Raw genomic sequence first — 17,068 nt, 5'->3', positions numbered from 1 at the left:
CCAACAGTTTTTTAGTTTCGGTATTTAATTCTCTAATGAATCTCATATAAATACCCATTTTCAGTGATTTTATCTAATTATAGATTATTATGTCAAAAATAGGTAATTAATTTTGTGCACCTGCTTATTGTTCCACCATTGCCACTGCTATTTCCTCTAGTCTCGCTGCCAAGGCCACTTTCATTTTCAAACAATACAGAACCAGCTGTGATTTTGATCTCTCCAGCATTGCCCTGAGCTCTAATACCACTATCAGGATCACTGCTGTTGGTAAAAATGTCACTATTACCGCTGAGGAAGAGGGAGTCAGTAACTGTGATAGTGATATCTCCACCATCAAACCTACCGTTGGTATCCCCATCAATAGCACTGTTTCTAGTTAGTGAAATCCTATCAGCGATAATAGTGATGTTTCCAGCCTTACCGCCTTCCTCACCATCAACATTGCTACCAATTCCACTTTCGTTGTCAAGGGAAAGAGAGCTAACGTTGATAGTAATTGGTCCACCATTCCCGGTACTCCCTTTTTTAGCTATGGTGCCAAAACCACTGTTATTAGCAATAGAAAGGGAGTCAGCTGTGATCGAGATTCCTCCAGCATTGCCCTTGCCTTCGGTATCGCTACCCAAACCACTACTATTTTCGATCACGATAGAACCAGCGTTGATGATAATTTCTCCAGCATTGCCTTTGATAGTTTCTCCAGCATTATCCTGACAGGAATCAGCTAAACAAGCATTGCTACTGATACCAGCATTTCTGATCAGGGATATAGAGTCAGCGGTAACTTCTACTTGGCCAGCATCCCCCTTACCGTCTGTCCTACTACCAATCCCCGCCTCTTCTATGGTAAGGGTACCGGTTTGAACGATAACGTCTCCAGCATTTCCATTATCCCCAGAGGTGAGGCTATTGATTCCAGCACTTTTGAGGGATATGGATTCACCACTGATCACCGTAATCGGTGGTGCCTGTACGCTACGGTTGTTATTTCTGTTGATTCCGATCCTTTCCAATGCGATCGCACCAGCCGCAGTAATGGTGACTGCTCCTCCGCCAGTATCAATTCCCGCATCCATTAATTCCACATCACCACTACCGGAGTTGTCACTATCCGCTTCCAGGACTAGATTCAGGAAACCACTGTTGGCATTGATCCCAAAGTTTTTGAGAGAAATATCATTGGCCGCTTGCAAACTTAGAGTGACTTCCCCTGGTGTAGTTTTGGTAATGCCAAAGCCATCTGCAGTGATATTTCCTTCCTGAGTGCCTGTGGTTCCAGTAGTGATGGTGACATTGGTGCCAGCATTGAGTTGAGCTTCAATATCTGGGATATTCACCACGGCATCATCCCCAGTGGGAGTGAAGATATTACCATTACTATCAAAGGTGCCATTGGATGTATCGGCAAAGCCAAGAGTAACATTCCTCGGGTCAAGTAACCAAGTTCCTGCATTTCCATTGGCTGCACTAGCATCGACTCTGACTCCTGTAACATCCAGAAAATTGGCACTGGATGTCTCGATTAAACCGCCATTCCCTGATTGCGCTCCCCCCCTTGCCGTTAAGGTGCCATAGGCGCGAGTAGATTGATTAGACCAAATCACAATCAGACCACCATTACCAGTGCTAACTGCATCAGCGTTGATGCTGCTCTGTGGAGCGATATAGGTAGCTGTGGCCAATGGCAGCTGTCCTTGGCCTTGGAAATCCCCACCAATTAGTGCCTCTCCACCACTACTGTTTCCAGACACATCAATGGATGCACTGTCAAACAAGCCCACTTGATTACCTAATACCGTTACTTTGCCTCCTGTTTGTCCTGGAGCGAGGTTGGCAGCGTTTAGGGCACCAGAGATAATCACTGTTCCTGGAGCAAGTGGCACAATAGTACCGGAATCGGTAAGTGTGACCTGACCGTCACTGGAAACTGTTACGCCGGTGTCATGGTTCAAAGTACTTAAAAATTCAGTAACAGAGGGAGAATTAGATCCTATTGATGGGGTTGGAGTCGATAGTGTCAAAATCTGTCCAGCTTGCCCCAATTGCACTAACGTTTCACTCGGAACCGCTAATATATTAATCTCACCCCCTGGTGCTAGGATATCCCCAGTGCTAATCACACTCCCACCGACTAAGGTGACATTCTGTCCCTGTCCCACAGCCAAATTGCCAGCATTTACGATCGGCTGAGGCGGATTCTGGCCATACTGCAATCCGGTCTTTCCATACTGCAATCCGGGAGTAATGTTAATGGTTAACAGGGGTGGTTCTTCGGGATTGATAGCACTAAACTCGATGCCATTGCCAAACACTATACTATTAGCGGTACTTCCGACAAAGGAACCGGCTACATCTAATTGGGAATTGGCTCCGAAAACAATACCATTAGGATTGACCAAAAACAAGTTGGCGGCACCATCTACTCCTAGGGTTCCGAAGATCTTGGAGATGTTACTACCGGTTACTCGGCCCAGAATATTGTTAATGCCAGCGGGATTGGCAAAGTAAACCCGCTGCAAGTCCCTAACATTAAATTCAGAAAAGCTATGGAATAGGTTATCCCCTCTGGTTGCTCCACCTTCAATTAAGTCAGCGGGAAGTCCTTTGACCTCTACATTTGGTTTAACAACACTTGGATTATCCCCCAAGGAATGATCCGGAACAATCTGAGCCAGAGCGGGATTGACTGAATGGGTAATCCCATAGTATCCACTCAGACTTATAGCACCAAAAATTACTAGCGTACGCACTATTTTCATCTCACTTCGCCTCCTATACTTAACCTTGGGAGTGATCTAACCAAATATGCTCCGATTTAGGAGTAATGAGTCAGAACTCAGGAGTGATAATAATTGCTTGTCTAGTAACTTTTAAGAGAAATTGGCGAAAGAATCAACTAATGGTTATTTCTAATCCTACTAATCAATTCTGAATTCTTATTTCAATGCCTTAATTATTATTGCGCCGCCATAGCTCTAGCGCGATTATTTTCAATCATTTGTTCCAGCATTTCCCTAGAAACACAACGGCGTTCAGAGCAATAGGTCATGAGATTGACGCCATTCATCATGCGCACAGTGCTGACTCGGACACGAAAATCATCGGTGACAAACCAACAACGTTCTTGACCCTGATTATTCTGGTAATTGGTATCAATGGTGAGGATGCCGTCTTTGCCAAACCAATACCGACTCACTACCGGAATACTTTCCACATAGCCCTGGTCTCGAATCAATTTGCCACTAAGCTTAGTTTCATCGTCTGGAACATCAATTAGAATGGCGGCATATTTTGAACTTGGTTCCCGGTCATCTAAATTGATTTGCCACATAAAGCTCGCTCCCCCCATCGCCTGGCTTGGGTCAATCTTTTGGAGGTCACACACGGCTTTGACTTTAGGGTTATCTTTTTCAATGACTTGAACAATCAAATTGGATTCCCCGGATTCATCGGCAGCGTTATCGAAGTGATGAACTGTGCGTTGAGTAAACCACTTGCCTTCGCTTTTGCGAAAGAAGTCCATCATGGTCATGGGTGGCTTGAGTCGCATTTTTGCTTGAACCTCCTGATAGTGATAGATGGGTAGAGCTAGCCCCTACCCTAGAAATAGTAATTGTTTTTAATACCCTGTGTTCCCACCAGAACGGTAGACTAACCTTGGCAGTTCCAGGTAGAGTTTACAAATTATAATGATTCAAACTCGGTTAAGCGATCGCACTAACAACCAAGCTATGGATATCTTAAAACGGTTGCAAGCCGGAGACTATATCTCTGATGCTAATCTTGAGGGCATCGATTGGAGTCAGAGAGACTTGTACCAGGTTAACCTCAGTGGTGCTAACCTACAGAAAGCTAATTTGAGCCAAGCTACCCTGACTGGGGCTAATCTTAGTCAGGCAATTTTGCGGGAAGCGAATCTCAGGGGAGCTGATCTCAGGGGAGCTGATCTCACTGGCGCTGACCTGACTGGCGCTGATTTGGAAGGGGCGTATTTAAACCGGGCAGATTTAAGGAAGGCTAATTTGACGATGGCTAACTTAAATGAAACCAACCTACAAGTAGCCCTGTATGACCGGGAAACTACTTGGCCAGAAGGATTTCGCTACAAAAGTTCTGGGGCTGTTGGGCCTGGTGCTAATCTCAATGGTGCTTTTCTCAATACCGCTAATCTGAGGGGAGTTGACTTGCAAGGGATTAGAGTAATAGGAGGCTATCTCAGCGGAGCCGATTTAACCGGTGCTAATTTACAGGATGCTGCTTTGAGTGGATCCAACTTACGGAAGGCTTTCCTGACCGGGGCTTGTTTGCGTAATGCCCGTATGAGTGGCGTGGAGCTGGAGGGAGCGGATTTGCGAGGGGCCGACCTGACTGGAGCAGATTTAAACCATGTACAAAATATTGCTGGGGCTGACTTTACCATGGCTCAAGGCATCAGTGAAGCCACCCGTTCGATGCTTTTGAATCAACCATATAAAGATCTAGACACCTGGAATCCCTATACTCGAAGTAATACTCGGGAAAGTTTAGGAGCCAGTCATCCTAGTTGAAGGTTGAAGGTTGAAAGGTTGAAGGTTGAACGCGATTGCGTGGCCTTTTGGCCAAGGTTGAACGGTTGAAGGTTGAACGGTTGAAGGTTGAAGGTTGAAGGTTGAAAGGTTGAAGGTTGAAAGGTTGAAGGTTGAACGCGATTGCGTGGCCTTTTGGCCAAGGTTAAACCGTTCAAACCCGTAACCTGTAACCTGTAACCTGTAACCTGTAACCTGTAACCTGTAACTTGTAACTTGTAACCTGTAACCTGTAACCTATAACCTGTAACTTGTAACCTGTAACTTGTAACCTGTAACCTGTAAACTTAAATAACCATTTAAGAACGTCACCAAAATGTCTGAAATTCAAGAAGCCCAGCCATCACCGGCAGAAATTGAGGAAGTTATTACTGAACTAGAGAAATATCGGGAAAGACTGGTTAATGATGTGATGAAAATGGCTCAGAAGGTGAAACTGCCGAAAAAGGCGGCCATGGAGCATATCAAAAACCACCCAGAAATTATTAAGATCGACGCTGCTCTGGAAAATCTCCGCCCCTAGCAATCATCCTTGCCATCATCCTGACGCAACTGACTAAAGCAACTGGAATTACCCATGGTTACATCGGAAACTCAACCGCCAGCTCCCTCTGAAACTGACAGCTTGCTGGCTGATGTCAATAGCCAACTTGCTGAGGGAAACGTTGATATTACTAATCCGCAACAGTTAAAAAAGATGGTTGAATCCCTGGCTGATAGCCGGGGAATGGTCAGACTGGGATTCGTGGAAGCCTTCGGAAAAATTGGTAAGCCAGCTGCTCCCTTTGTGATTGAAGCACTAGCTAATCACCCAAACCCGGTGGTGCGCAGGTCTTGTGGCAAGGCTTTAGCAAAAATCAGGGATCCCCAGGGGGTTCCTACCCTGATTGATGCCTTGTTAAATGATGAGGATACAGTGGTCAAGAGTTCAGCGGCTGGAGCCTTAGCCAGAATGGGAGAAGCGGCTGTCCCAAAGTTGATTGAGGTGTTGGAATCAGCAGATTATCCCCAAACTGCCAAAGGTCATGCCTCTTGGGCCTTAGCTTTCATTGGATCAGAAGCAGCTGAGCACCTGTATCAGGCAATCCACTCCGAATCGGAAGATGTGCGGATGGCAGTAGTCGGAGCGATCGCTAATTTGGTGGATGAACCAGGTAATGACCAGGCTAGAGATATTCTCTTATTAGCACTGAAAGATGAATCTGTCAATGTTCGTGCCGAAGCAGCGACATCGGTGAGCCAACTTGACCCCCAGCTAGGGGTTCCCAATTTAATCCCGTTACTGGAAGACCCCAGCCAAGAGGTGAGGCGGAGGGTAATCTTATCCTTAGGGAAGCTTAAAGATGAAGCGGCTTTACCCGCCTTAACAGCCAAGTTATCCGATCAGCGAGAGGAAATTTGCCAACTGGTCAAGGTAGCGATCGCACAAATTCAGAAGGGTTGAAGGGTTGAAGGGTTGAAGGGTTGAAGGGTTGAAGGGTTGAAGGGTTGAAGGTTGAACGCGATTGCGTGGCCTTTTGGCCAAGGTTGAAGGGTTGAAGGGTTGAAGGTTGAAGGTTGAAGGTTGAAGGTTGAAGGTTGAAGGTTGAAGGTTGAACGCGATTGCGTGGCCTTTTGGCCAAGGTTGTTCGCCCTGGGTGTTCGGTCTAGGGTAGCTTAAAAAAAATCATTGATAAATCTAGCGGTTATCATATTTATGAGGTACAGAGAATTTTTTTTCTGTTCCCTGTTCCCTGTTCCCTGTTCCCTGTTCCCTGTTCCCTGTTCCCTGTTCCCTATAATAAGTAATATTTTATAATTCATAATTTCTAAGATAGTCGTCAGTTTCAATCACAGGCAATCCCAGAAGTTTACAAATCTTGATAATTTAGGGTGATCAGGGCATTGTATAAATAAATGTGTGAAGGTGTAAAACACTGACACAATCTCGCTCACAGGAGCTATGAGCTCCCAAGACTCTTCCATCAGGAGTCGTGAGAGAGGTTATGTTGTTGTTTAAAAGCTTGTAAAGTTTTTTAAACACCCTGAGAAAACCCTGATTAAAAAATTTGTTGCTATCTAGGAGAATCTGTTAATGGCATTCGGACCAGCATCACAGCTAGGTGTCGGCCTATTTGAAGACACAGATCCAATTGAAGTGTGGCCAGGTATCTCAAGCGAGGACGCTGAGGCCGTGATTCGGGCGGTCTATCGGCAAGTCTTGGGCAATGCTTATGTCATGGAAAGTGAGCGACTGGCTGTCCCAGAGTCTCAGTTTAAACTAGGTGAACTCAGCGTTCGGGAATTTGTGCGGGCAGTAGCGAAATCCGATGCTTACAGCTCCCGGTTTTTCGATAAAGCCCCCCGCTACCGAGTAATTGAGCTGAATTTCAAACATTTACTTGGTCGGGCTCCCGATGGCTTCGATGAGATGAAGGCTCACAGTATTATCTGGGATGAAGGGGGCTTCGAGGCAGAGATTGATTCCTATCTCGACAGTGACGAGTACCAGGAAGTCTATGGGGAAGACACAGTTCCCTTCTACCGAGGCTACAAAACCCAAACAGGCAAGAAGATGGTTGGGTTTACCCACATGTTCCAACTGTTGCGAGGAGCTTCTAGTAGCGACTTCAAAGGGAGCTTGGCTGGCAAGAGTCCTTGTCTAAATAAGAATGTAATTCAAGAAATTCCGACAGCAGTGGTTCCGCCATCTGGTGGTGTATCTGGCTGGTCTTTCCAAGAAACCCCATTGGGTGCCAGAACTCGCCATGGTGCTGGAGCTACTGCTGAAGGTAAGGTGTACCGCATTGAGGTAACTGGCTACAAGTCCCCTGGTGCAGTGAATCGGGTATCCAAATTCCGGCGCAGTAACCAGGTCTACCTGGTTCCGTTTGATCAGCTCTCCAAAGAGTACCAGCGGATTCATAAGCAGGGTGGCGTGATTGCCAGCATCACCGTTGTGTAATTAGGATTCAATCGGGATTCAAAAGTTTCTAATCTGGAAAAGTTCGTGTATTTCTGCGTGCTTTGGCAGCAAGCCAACTAGTTTGCTGCCAAAGAAGGTAGAGGTGCAGTGCAATGAAGGGTTGGTTACTTTGTTTTGGCAAGGAAAATCCCCTCTATTTTGAATAAGTTTTTTGCAAGGAGAAATTTAAATGGTCAGTACAGCGCCTACTGCCAAGTTTGGTCTAGATTCAGATACCATCTTTGAACTATGGCCTACTAGCGGCATTGATGAAGTGCAAGCTGTAATTCGGGCAGTTTATCGTCAAGTTTTGGGCAACCCCCACATTATGGAGAGTGAGCGGCTGGTGAGTGCTGAATCGCAATTATGCGATGGCAGCATCACGGTCAGGGAATTTGTGCGGGCTGTTGCCAAATCAGATTTCTATCGCGCTCGGTATTTTGAATCCTGTGCGCCTTACCGATTTATTGAGCTGAACTTTAAGCATTTATTGGGTCGTGCTCCCCTAGATCAGACAGAAATTTCGGAACACATCCGTATCTGTATTGAGCAGGGCTACGATGCTGAGATTGATTCTTACATCAATAGTGACGAGTACCAAACTAATTTTGGGGATGATACCGTACCCTACTATTGTGGTGCTAGTAGCCAAATCGGCCAAAAGCAGGTGGGTTATAACCGTACCCTCTCCTTGGTAAGGGGTCATTCAGAAGTTGATAGCTCCATAAAAAGCTCTTGCTTGGTAGAAGCAGTTGCTACCAATAGCACCAGCAAAATTGTGCCACTGGCAGGTGCTCGTGCTGCCGCTTATGCTGATGCTACCGAAAAGATGTTCAAAATTGTAGTGCGGGGTGCGATGTACAGCGGTCGTCGCCGTCGTAGTACCACTGAGTACATTGTTCCTGGCAGCAAGATGACACCCCAAATTCAGCGGATTAATCGCACTAGTGGGACAATCGTCAGCATTACAGAAATCTCCTAATGTCTGGGGTTTTTTTTCGGAAGTTTTAAAGGAGAGATAGAAATGGGAAATTTAACTCGCTCAGCGACTCTAGGCTTGGATGCCTTTGAATGTGATCCATTAGAATTACGGCCTTTTGCCACTGAAGATGATTTACAAACGGTAATTCGAGCCGTTTACAAGCAGGTTTTGGGCAATGAACATATCATGGAGAGCGATCAGCTCTCTAGTGCTGAAGCCCAACTGCGGAATGGCAATATTACAGTGCGTGAGTTAGTCAGGGTAGTTGCTAAATCTGATTTGTATAAGAAACTGTTCTTTCACAGTTCTTCTCAGTACCGGTTCATTGAGCTGAACTTCAAACACTTGTTAGGACGCCCTCCCCAGGACCAGGCAGAGATTACTGAACACGTCCAAATATATAATACAGAGGGCTACGACGCTGAAATCGACTCTTATATCGATAGCAACGAATACATTCAAAACTTTAGTGAGTACACCGTCCCTTATCCACGGTCTATCCGCACCCAAGTGGGGATCAAAACTGAAGGGTTCAATCGGATGTTCTCATTGCTACGGGGCTCTCCTACCAGTGACAGTGATACACAGGCAAAGTTAATTTCCTCTTTGGCTGCGAATATGTCCACGAAAATCACTCCGCCAGCGATTGGCAATGGTGCAGCTAGTAGTAACACCGACAAGCGGTTCCGGATTGTCTATTCTACCTCAACTGCTGCTGCTCGACTCAATAAGTTTAGCAAGACAGAGCGGGTAGTTAACTACAGTCAAATGTCTCAACAATTTCAAAACATTCATAAATGTGGTGGAAAGATTATCAGCATTACTGAAGTTTTGTAATGCTGGTTGAACGTTGACCATTTGATATAAACTCAGGGTCGGCTAATAATTGCTTAATAGCGCCTTAATAGCTGACCCTAGGTTTGGGGAAATTACCTCAAACTAGGTTTAACGAACGATTATATCATTATCAAACTGAGTTTAGGAGAAATAAGAATGGGGAATTTAACGGTATCAGCCACCCTTGGTCTAGATGCCTTTGAAGGTGACCCAGTAGAACTGCGACCCTATGCTACTGAAGAGGATGTGCTGACGGTAATTCGAGCTGTTTACAAGCAGGTTTTGGGCAATGCCCATCTGATGGATAGCGAGCGAATCAGCAATGGGGAATCAATGTTTCGGAATGGGGATATTAGTGTCCGTGGCTTTGTGCGCATGGTGGCTCAATCAGCCCTGTATCAATCCCGATTTTTCGAGGGGTCTTCTCCCTATCAGTTCATTGAGCTTAATTGCAAGCATTTGCTGGGTCGTGCTCCTCTAGATCAAGCTGAAATCTCTGAGCACGTCAGCCTTTACAATGAACAGGGTTACGAAGCGGAAATCGATTCCTATATCGATAGTGACGAATATCTTGAGAATTTTGGCGATAACATCGTTCCCTACCCCCGCAGCATCCGTAGCCAACCTGGAATTAAGAATGTGGGCTTTAATCGGATGTTCTCGTTACTGCGAGGCTCTCCTACCAGTGATAGTGGAAAACCAGCCCAGCTAATTACTTCTGTAGCTGCTAATATATCTCCACAAGTTAAGGCTCCAGCTGTTGGAAATGGTGCAGGTTATGGCAATACTGGCAAGCGTTACCAGATTGCTGTTTCCACATGCGCTGGTGTAGCCCGGTTGAATAAGTATAGCAAGGTGAACTATCAGGTTAGCTACGAGCAACTCTCTGAACAAGTCAAGAGTATTCATAAAAGCGGTGGCAAGATTCTCAGTATTACTGAGTTAACTTGATCCAGTAGCCCGGTTATCAGTTACTAAGTCAACGTAAGTATTCAGCCGTGAGCCTTTGGCTCACGCTTGGCCAAAGGCTCACGGCTGTCAGGCGTCAGCTAATCAACGGGAAGTAGTAAACAACCTTACGGGCTGGTACAGCTAGTTGAAAATCCCTGCTCGTTTTACTGATCCCACCACGTTCAGTTAAAGCGCCTGCTAGCTGAATGCTGAATGCTGAATGCTGAATGCTGAATGCTTACAAGTCAACAGTTAATTGTCATCAAGAAAAACTGTTAACAGTTAACTGGTAACTGATAACTGGTAACTGATAAGTGAATAGCTGTGTAAGTCAGCTAAATCTGAGTAAAGAATCTAGGAGGAATTTAAATGTCACTTTGGGTAATAGATGCTGACCCGATAGAGTTGCGTGCTGGTGCAACAGAAGATGATCTGCAGACAGTGATTAGGGCAGTTTACAAACAGGTTCTAGGTAACCAGCACTTGCTGGAATCCGATCGCTTAACTAGTGCTGAAGCGATGCTGCGCAATGGGGACATCAGTGTACGGGGCTTTGTGCGCATGGTCGCTAAATCAGACTTGTATAAGTCCCTGTTTTTTGATTCTGCTTCCCAGTATCGTTTCATTGAGCTCAACTACAAGCATTTTCTAGGTCGTGCTCCCCAGGAACAGGCAGAAATTGCCGAACATGTTCTAATTTATAACACTGCTGGCTACGACGCTGAAATCGATTCTTATATCGATAGCGCAGAGTATCAGTTGAGTTTTGGTGAGTTTATTGTCCCCTATCCTCGTAGTAATAATACCGAAGTTGGGATTAAGAACGTAGGATTTAATCGGACGTTTTGCTTGATGCGGGGAGATGCTACTAGTGATAGCAGTAACCAAGCCAAGCTGATTAGTGATTTAGGAGCTAATCTGTCTACCAAGATTACTGCTCCTGTTGGAGGTTCAGGTACTTACACCAATACAGGCAAACGCTTTAAGATTACTGTCGCTAAAGCTGGTGTTGGTTCTCGCTTCAAGCGGAGTAATGCTAGCTATGAGGTGGGTTACGACCAGCTGTCGGCGAGGATTCAAAATATGCACAAAATGGGCAGCAAAATTGTCAGTATTACTGAAATAGGTTAGGTTGACTGTCAGGATTCAGTAGTTGATATGAGCTAAGTATGTAGATGTTAGTTTTTGGAAATAGGCTGTGAGCAATCAACAGCTAATTTCTAAAAACTAACACTATTGGCTATTAAACTACTGGTAAACTATTGGCAGTTGGATAGACCGTTTTTTAATTCACAACTTAGTAAATTGGAGGTACTTTACCGATGTCAGGAATGATTACAGATGGAAGTAGCACTCTGAGTGATTATAGCGATCGCACAGTTGTACTAGAGGTAACAGGTCTGTGTCGCCAAGATGTAATGCGCACAAGTAACTATACGACGAAGGTTCCTTATAGCTGTATAGCTGAGGCAATGAAGAACATTAGCCGTATGGGTGGTAAGGTTACTAGTGTCCACGTTAGTTAAAACAAAGTAGGTTGAGCTGACTACTGCACCGTACAGATTTTTTCGTTTAACTGTTGACTGTTGACTGTTGACTGTTGACTGTTAATGGTCAACAGTCAACAGTCAATTAAATCTCTAAGTGCAACTAGCGTGTCAGTCAACCAAGATGATATGGAAAGCGTCACCTTAAACAATTTAATCAAAAATAAATTAATACTTATAGTGTTCAATTAATATAGTGTTCAATCAATTTTTTTTTTGGACATTAAGTGATCAATACTATTGAATTGAAAAAGGTAGTCTTCGTAAAAAAGTTGTTTATTAGTTGTTGATTAACTTTGTTTAACAACAATGGATTGGGAGGTCTTTTAGATGGTAATTGGTTTTATAAATCCTGTACTGACACGCGCCGCACAATTAGGGGTGGCAGCATTTCAAGAAACAGACCCAGTTGAACTGTGGCCTAGTCATTCTGAAGAAGAACTGGAAATTGTGATTCGGGCTGTCTATCGGCAAGTGTTGGGGAATACCTATGTCATGGACAGTGAGCGGCTCACCGTTTCCGAATCCCAACTTAGAAACGGAGAAATTTCTGTCCGGGAATTTGTGCGGCAAGTGGCTAAATCTGAGCTTTACTACTCCCGATTTTTCAGCAGTTGCCCTCGTAACCGAGCCATTGAGTTGAATTTCAAGCATCTCCTTGGTCGAGCTCCCGAAAGCTATGAGGAAATTATTGAGCATACGAGGATCCTTGATCAAGGGGGTTATGAGACTGAAATCGATTCTTATATCGATAGCGAAGAATACCAGATCGCTTTTGGGGAAAACCAGGTGCCCTATTATCGAGGTTACAAAACCCAGATAGGCAAGAGTACAGTGGGATTTACCCATATCTTAAAACTGTTGCGTGGTGCGTCTGGTAGTGATAAAGGCACTGTTTGGCGGGGGAATTGGTCTCGGTTGAATCAGTCCCTGATGACCAATAGCCCCAGTAATATGGAGCCGCTTTCTGGAGCTGGTGATGTAGTAAAACCCACAGATGTCAATAAACTCCTGGCTAATGTTCTAGGTCTCAAAAAAGCCCAACCAGCAAGTCCCACAGACACTCAAATAGCACCTAAGATTCTTACAGAAGCTGAAAAACTCGAGCAAAACACGACTCAAACCTGGCAACGCCAGTATCAAGCCTGGGAACAAATTGATCCGATTGAGCTGTGGCCAGGTCGCTCGGAAGCAGAAATCGAGACGGTGATTCGAGCAGTCTACCGTCAGGTTTTGGGAAATGCCCATGTTATGGACAGTGAACGGCTGATTGTCCCCGAATCCCAGATCAAGCGGGGCCAAATCACTGTCCGTGAGTTTGTGCGTCAGGTTGCCAAGTCAGAGTTGTATCGGTCAAGGTTTTTTGATATCTGTCCCCGCTACCGGTCAATCGAGCTGAATTTTAAGCATTTGCTCGGTCGTGCTCCTGATGACTACTCTGAGACCTTCTATCACAGCCAAGTACTGGATCAAGGAGGTTTCGAGGCGGATATTGATTCCTATATCGATAGTGACGAGTACCAAGAGGTCTTTGGGGAGGATACTGTACCCTTTTACCGGGGCTATAAAACCCAAACAGGCAAAAAGCTGCTTGGGTTTACTAACATGTTGGTGCTGATGCCCAGCGTTTCTAGCTCTGATAAAGACAATTTGTCAGGGAATCCATCAAGGCTTAATAAATCGATTATTTACAATAATCCCCTTGGGCTTGCCCCAGTTACTGATATCCAAGCCTTATTGGATGAAGTACTCAAGCCCAAAATCCAACCGAAGCAAGCTACCGCAGGAGCTGAGAAAGAACGCTCAGAAGCCTATCAAGCCATCGAACGGAAATGCCAAGAGCAAGAAGAACTGCTGGAAAGCTTGCAGAAACAGTTGGCAGACTTACGACCATTGGCTAGCTTTGGAGAATCACAGTTTAGCAAATGGCAGTCTTACAGTTCTTCGAGCAATGGTGGTAGTGGTTTCACCACCATGGCACCCCCAATCCCCATGGCAGCAGCGACTGTAGAGCCAGACAGTTATGAAGCTCTCCAACAAAAGTCTGAAAAACAGGCCCAGGAAATTGCTACCTTACAAGAAAAGGTTGCTGATCAGCGGCGTTTAGCTATGATTGCAGAAGCGCGGTTGAATAAGTGGCGTCCTCGTAGTTATTAGAGGAAAAACTTAGTACTTATTAGAGCTGGGATTAGCTCTATCGCCAGTTGCCATAGAAATGTGTGGGTTGTTGACGGTTGACTGTTGAGAGTTGAATGACAGCGGTCAACCATCAACAACTACCTGGGAAATACAAGCTTTTAACTAAAGCTTCTAACTTAAGCTTTTAAAGAGGTACTTTTAACAGTAAAATATATAGACTTTAAATAGCCGATCCGGAGGAAAAGCCAATGGCCAAGAAAAGCCGTAAAACTGCTAGCCAGTATTCAGAAAGTAAGTCCAAGGTGGGGATATCCCTGACCCCTACAGGCATTGGCTTGTTGACTCAGATGGCTCAGAATACTGGATTGTCCCGCTCGGAACTAATTGAGCGTATCGCCAGAGGTAATATTGCGATCGCATGCCAGCAGGCAAGTATGACCATTGCCCTGGAAAATCCACCGGAGGCTAAGGAAACATCCTCCAACAATGGAACTACAACATCTAAAACCAAGATTCAGGTTATAGAGGGTAAGCAACCGCTACAAGCTGATGTGTCTGAGCCTGGTGGTTCTGGTGTATCCCAAGAAGATTACCAGTCTTTGCAACAGCAGGCTAAAGAGCAAGCTAATTTGATTGAAGACTTACAGCAGAAGTTAGCTCAACAAAAATCTGAAACTGCTGAACAGACCGAAAGCTATCAGTCTTTACAAAAGCAGGCACAAGAGCAAGGGAATCTGGTTAAGAAATTACAGAAGCAACTAGCTGACCAAAAATCTGAAACTGCTGAACAGACCGAAAGCTATCAGTCTTTACAACAGCAGGCTAAAGAGCAAGGGAATCTGGTTAAAAAATTACAGAAGCAGCTAGCTGACCAAAAATCTGAAACTGCTGAACAAACCGAAAGCTATCAGTCTTTACAACAGCAGGCTCAAGAGCAATCTAATCTGGTTAAGAAATTACAGAAGCAGTTAGCAGACCAAAAATCTCAAACTGCTGAACAAACCGAAAGCTATCAGTCTTTACAACAGCAGGCACAAGAGCAAGGGAATCTGGTTAAGAAATTACAGAAGCAGTTAGCAGACCAAAAATCTCAAACTGCTGAACAGACAGAAAGTTATCAGTCTTTACAACAGCAGGCTCAACAGCAAGCTAATGTGATTGAAGACTTACAACAGAAGTTAGCTGACCAAAAATCTCTAGCAACACAACAGGTAGAGAGTAACCAGACTCTGCAACAGCAGGCACAACAGCAATCTAATCTGGTTAAGAAGTTACAGAAGCAGCTAGCTGAGCAACAATCTCAGGCGGCGCAACAAGTAGAAAGTAATCAGTTTCTACAGCAGCAAACTCAAGACCAAGGGAAGCGTATTGCTGAGTTAGAGCGTCAGTTATCTCAACAAAAATCTCCGGCTAATCAAGCTCCCGAGAGTTATGAGTCTTTGAAACAGCATAATCAAGAGCAAGAGGAGCGTATTGCAACTTTACAAAAACACATTTCTGAGTTAAAGCGTTGGGCAACCATTGGCAAAACAGAGTTCAACAAGAGGCTTAACCGGAGATTGTTTTAGCTATTGCCCGAAGGCATAAATAATTATGTCAATTCCCCTGGCTTTCTTCGTTGATAGTTTTGGGGATAATTTTGGGTTTTAATGACAACAAATAATTCTCTTATAGCAGTCGAAGCCTAGTGTAGGACAGTCACTTTTCCTCAAACCTAGATACAAAGCTAGTTTAACTTCTGACTTCTGACTTCAAACTTCTTACTTCTGCTATAATTATTCTGGTATTATTCTCCAGATGCTTTCCTGGATGAACCAAAGTTGATAATCTGTTCCAAGCGTGATATCGAACTAGCTGCTGATTCTCGGATATAGGGGTCGGCTTCCTGATTCTCAGCGGCAGCAGATAGCACTTCCATACCTCTCTCATCCCCTAAGGAACCTAGAGCCTGTAGCACAGTAACTTGAAGCGCAATATCGTCGATGTCCAAAGCAGCCACTAGGGCTTCAAAAGCGGGTGGACCAATGGTTCCCAGTGCGCCAACTGTTGATATTTTTACAACGGGATCTGGGTCTTTAAGGGCCGTTTGTAGACTCTGCAACCCCACAGTTGGGAAAGTTTCTTCTGAGTAGTTAAGAGCGATCGAAGCCAGCGCTTTTGCACAGCTAGCCCGTACTGTGTTATTTTCACTAGTTGTTAAGGTTTCTGCCAATACCGGTACAGCATCAAGACCAATCACACCTAGAGTTTGCACTGCTGCTCGCCGATAAACCACATCCTCATCACCCAAAATTGCCATCAACTCAGAAATAGTATTCTCGGTGCGCTCTGCTGCAATCTGCCGCATGGCTCTTTCTCTGAGTCTAGGATTTTTATTTTTTAATTGTTGATATAACTCTTCTGTAGACATTAGTAGATATTAGTAAATATCAGTCAAAAAAATATTAGTAGACATTCTTGATCGAGGAGTCATACCAAGTTGCGGTCAAACGTACAACTTTCTCTTCCGCCGATCTCCCCATCTCCCCATCTCCCCATCTCCCCACCTCCCTATCTCCCTATCCAAGCCATCTACTCTCTTTGAATGCCACTTGGTATCAGGAGCTTCAAGCACAACAACTAAGGGGTTCTTAGCAAAGTGCTGAACCTGTTTCAGGCACAGCACTTTGCTAAGATACCCCTTCAGTCGAAAGTACTAGAGGCAGCTAGCCACTACAGAAAGTGGATAGCAATAATCCTATGACATGGAGTTGATTACATAGTCAAGATAACCCCGGTATTCAACCAAGGCTTGGGCAGACATATCACGAGGAGCGCAGCCACGATCCCGGAGGACGGTCAAACCAGTAACATAGGTAGCGGCATCGATACCTAAAGCTTTGTAGACTTCACGAGCGCCAGCAATACCCCACTCATCCAGAGGACCAGTACCACCAACAACTAGGCAATAGTTGATCAAACGCAGGTAGTGAACGATGTCACGCTTGCACTTTTCTTTCTGAGTACCTGCATCGATGTCCCGACCACTACCGTTGGGGAACTTTTTATAGATAGCATCAACAGCTTCTTGAGCTACAGCGTCGTAGTTACCTGCCAACTT

Annotated in this window: 17 protein-coding genes; 11 read left to right on the top strand and 6 right to left on the bottom strand. The window is 44.9% G+C overall.

Features of this window, described 5'->3' with window-relative positions; translation table 11 throughout:
* Nucleotides 1–92: 92 nt before the first annotated feature.
* Both F6K51_RS31200 and F6K51_RS31195 read right to left on the bottom strand, forming a co-directional pair.
* Nucleotides 93–2,762, bottom strand: a complete 2,670-nt coding sequence (locus tag F6K51_RS31200) for a filamentous hemagglutinin N-terminal domain-containing protein (RefSeq protein ID WP_293027920.1) — start codon at nucleotides 2,760–2,762, stop codon at nucleotides 93–95.
* Between the two features lie 197 nt (nucleotides 2,763–2,959).
* Nucleotides 2,960–3,553, bottom strand: a complete 594-nt coding sequence (locus tag F6K51_RS31195; protein ID WP_293027917.1) for a phycobiliprotein lyase — start codon at nucleotides 3,551–3,553, stop codon at nucleotides 2,960–2,962.
* A 139-nt stretch (nucleotides 3,554–3,692) separates the two neighbouring features.
* On the opposite strand from F6K51_RS31195, the gene F6K51_RS31190 reads away from it, so the two are divergent.
* Nucleotides 3,693–4,550, top strand: coding sequence for a pentapeptide repeat-containing protein (locus F6K51_RS31190; protein WP_293027914.1), 858 nt, complete (start codon nucleotides 3,693–3,695; stop codon nucleotides 4,548–4,550).
* Here F6K51_RS31190 and F6K51_RS31185 read toward each other — a convergent pair.
* Nucleotides 4,538–4,711 (bottom strand): hypothetical protein, encoded by a 174-nt coding sequence (locus tag F6K51_RS31185; RefSeq protein WP_293027911.1) that lies wholly within the window; start codon nucleotides 4,709–4,711, stop codon nucleotides 4,538–4,540. The genes F6K51_RS31190 and F6K51_RS31185 overlap by 13 nt on opposite strands.
* 173 nt (nucleotides 4,712–4,884) lie before the next feature.
* On the opposite strand from F6K51_RS31185, the gene F6K51_RS31180 reads away from it, so the two are divergent.
* Nucleotides 4,885–5,091, top strand: a complete 207-nt coding sequence (locus F6K51_RS31180; protein ID WP_075904227.1) for an acetyltransferase — start codon at nucleotides 4,885–4,887, stop codon at nucleotides 5,089–5,091.
* Nucleotides 5,092–5,145: 54 nt separating this feature from the next.
* Nucleotides 5,146–6,012, top strand: a complete 867-nt coding sequence (locus F6K51_RS31175; RefSeq protein ID WP_293027905.1) for a HEAT repeat domain-containing protein — start codon at nucleotides 5,146–5,148, stop codon at nucleotides 6,010–6,012.
* On the opposite strand, the gene F6K51_RS31170 is transcribed toward F6K51_RS31175, so the two are convergent.
* Entirely contained in the window at nucleotides 5,978–6,190 is a 213-nt protein-coding gene (locus F6K51_RS31170; protein ID WP_293027902.1) for a hypothetical protein, read from the bottom strand. The genes F6K51_RS31175 and F6K51_RS31170 overlap by 35 nt on opposite strands.
* Nucleotides 6,191–6,642: 452 nt before the next feature.
* On the opposite strand from F6K51_RS31170, the gene F6K51_RS31165 reads away from it, so the two are divergent.
* From F6K51_RS31165 to F6K51_RS31130, 8 genes are all read left to right on the top strand, one after another.
* Entirely contained in the window at nucleotides 6,643–7,512 is an 870-nt protein-coding gene (locus F6K51_RS31165; protein WP_293027899.1) for a phycobilisome linker polypeptide, read from the top strand.
* Nucleotides 7,513–7,702: 190 nt separating this feature from the next.
* Nucleotides 7,703–8,494, top strand: a complete 792-nt coding sequence (locus F6K51_RS31160) for a phycobilisome rod-core linker polypeptide (RefSeq protein WP_293027896.1) — start codon at nucleotides 7,703–7,705, stop codon at nucleotides 8,492–8,494.
* Between the two features lie 42 nt (nucleotides 8,495–8,536).
* Complete coding sequence (locus F6K51_RS31155; protein ID WP_293027893.1) at nucleotides 8,537–9,331, top strand: phycobilisome rod-core linker polypeptide; 795 nt, start codon at nucleotides 8,537–8,539, stop codon at nucleotides 9,329–9,331.
* Nucleotides 9,332–9,487: 156 nt separating this feature from the next.
* Entirely contained in the window at nucleotides 9,488–10,282 is a 795-nt protein-coding gene (locus tag F6K51_RS31150) for a phycobilisome rod-core linker polypeptide (RefSeq protein WP_293027890.1), read from the top strand.
* Nucleotides 10,283–10,651: 369 nt separating this feature from the next.
* On the top strand, nucleotides 10,652–11,413 hold the full coding sequence (locus tag F6K51_RS31145) for a phycobilisome rod-core linker polypeptide (RefSeq protein WP_293027887.1): 762 nt from the start codon (nucleotides 10,652–10,654) through the stop codon (nucleotides 11,411–11,413).
* Nucleotides 11,414–11,604: 191 nt separating this feature from the next.
* Complete coding sequence (locus F6K51_RS31140) at nucleotides 11,605–11,808, top strand: phycobilisome linker polypeptide (RefSeq protein WP_293027884.1); 204 nt, start codon at nucleotides 11,605–11,607, stop codon at nucleotides 11,806–11,808.
* Between the two features lie 351 nt (nucleotides 11,809–12,159).
* Nucleotides 12,160–13,986 (top strand): phycobilisome rod-core linker polypeptide, encoded by a 1,827-nt coding sequence (locus F6K51_RS31135; protein ID WP_293027881.1) that lies wholly within the window; start codon nucleotides 12,160–12,162, stop codon nucleotides 13,984–13,986.
* Nucleotides 13,987–14,216: 230 nt separating this feature from the next.
* On the top strand, nucleotides 14,217–15,536 hold the full coding sequence (locus F6K51_RS31130; protein ID WP_293027878.1) for a hypothetical protein: 1,320 nt from the start codon (nucleotides 14,217–14,219) through the stop codon (nucleotides 15,534–15,536).
* 218 nt (nucleotides 15,537–15,754) lie between these two features.
* On the opposite strand, the gene F6K51_RS31125 is transcribed toward F6K51_RS31130, so the two are convergent.
* Nucleotides 15,755–16,378 carry a HEAT repeat domain-containing protein gene (locus F6K51_RS31125; protein WP_293027875.1) on the bottom strand — a complete coding sequence of 208 codons (624 nt, stop codon included), beginning with the start codon at nucleotides 16,376–16,378 and terminating at the stop codon, nucleotides 15,755–15,757.
* A 327-nt stretch (nucleotides 16,379–16,705) separates the two neighbouring features.
* Nucleotides 16,706–17,068: bleomycin hydrolase (locus F6K51_RS31120; RefSeq protein ID WP_293027872.1), on the bottom strand; the 363-nt coding region annotated here is incomplete at its 5' end.

This window comes from Moorena sp. SIO3I8 (assembly GCF_010692325.1).
Lineage (GTDB): Bacteria > Cyanobacteriota > Cyanobacteriia > Cyanobacteriales > Coleofasciculaceae > Moorena.
Note: the sequence above shows the minus strand (reverse complement) of the source record. Positions and strands in the feature narration are given on the sequence as shown.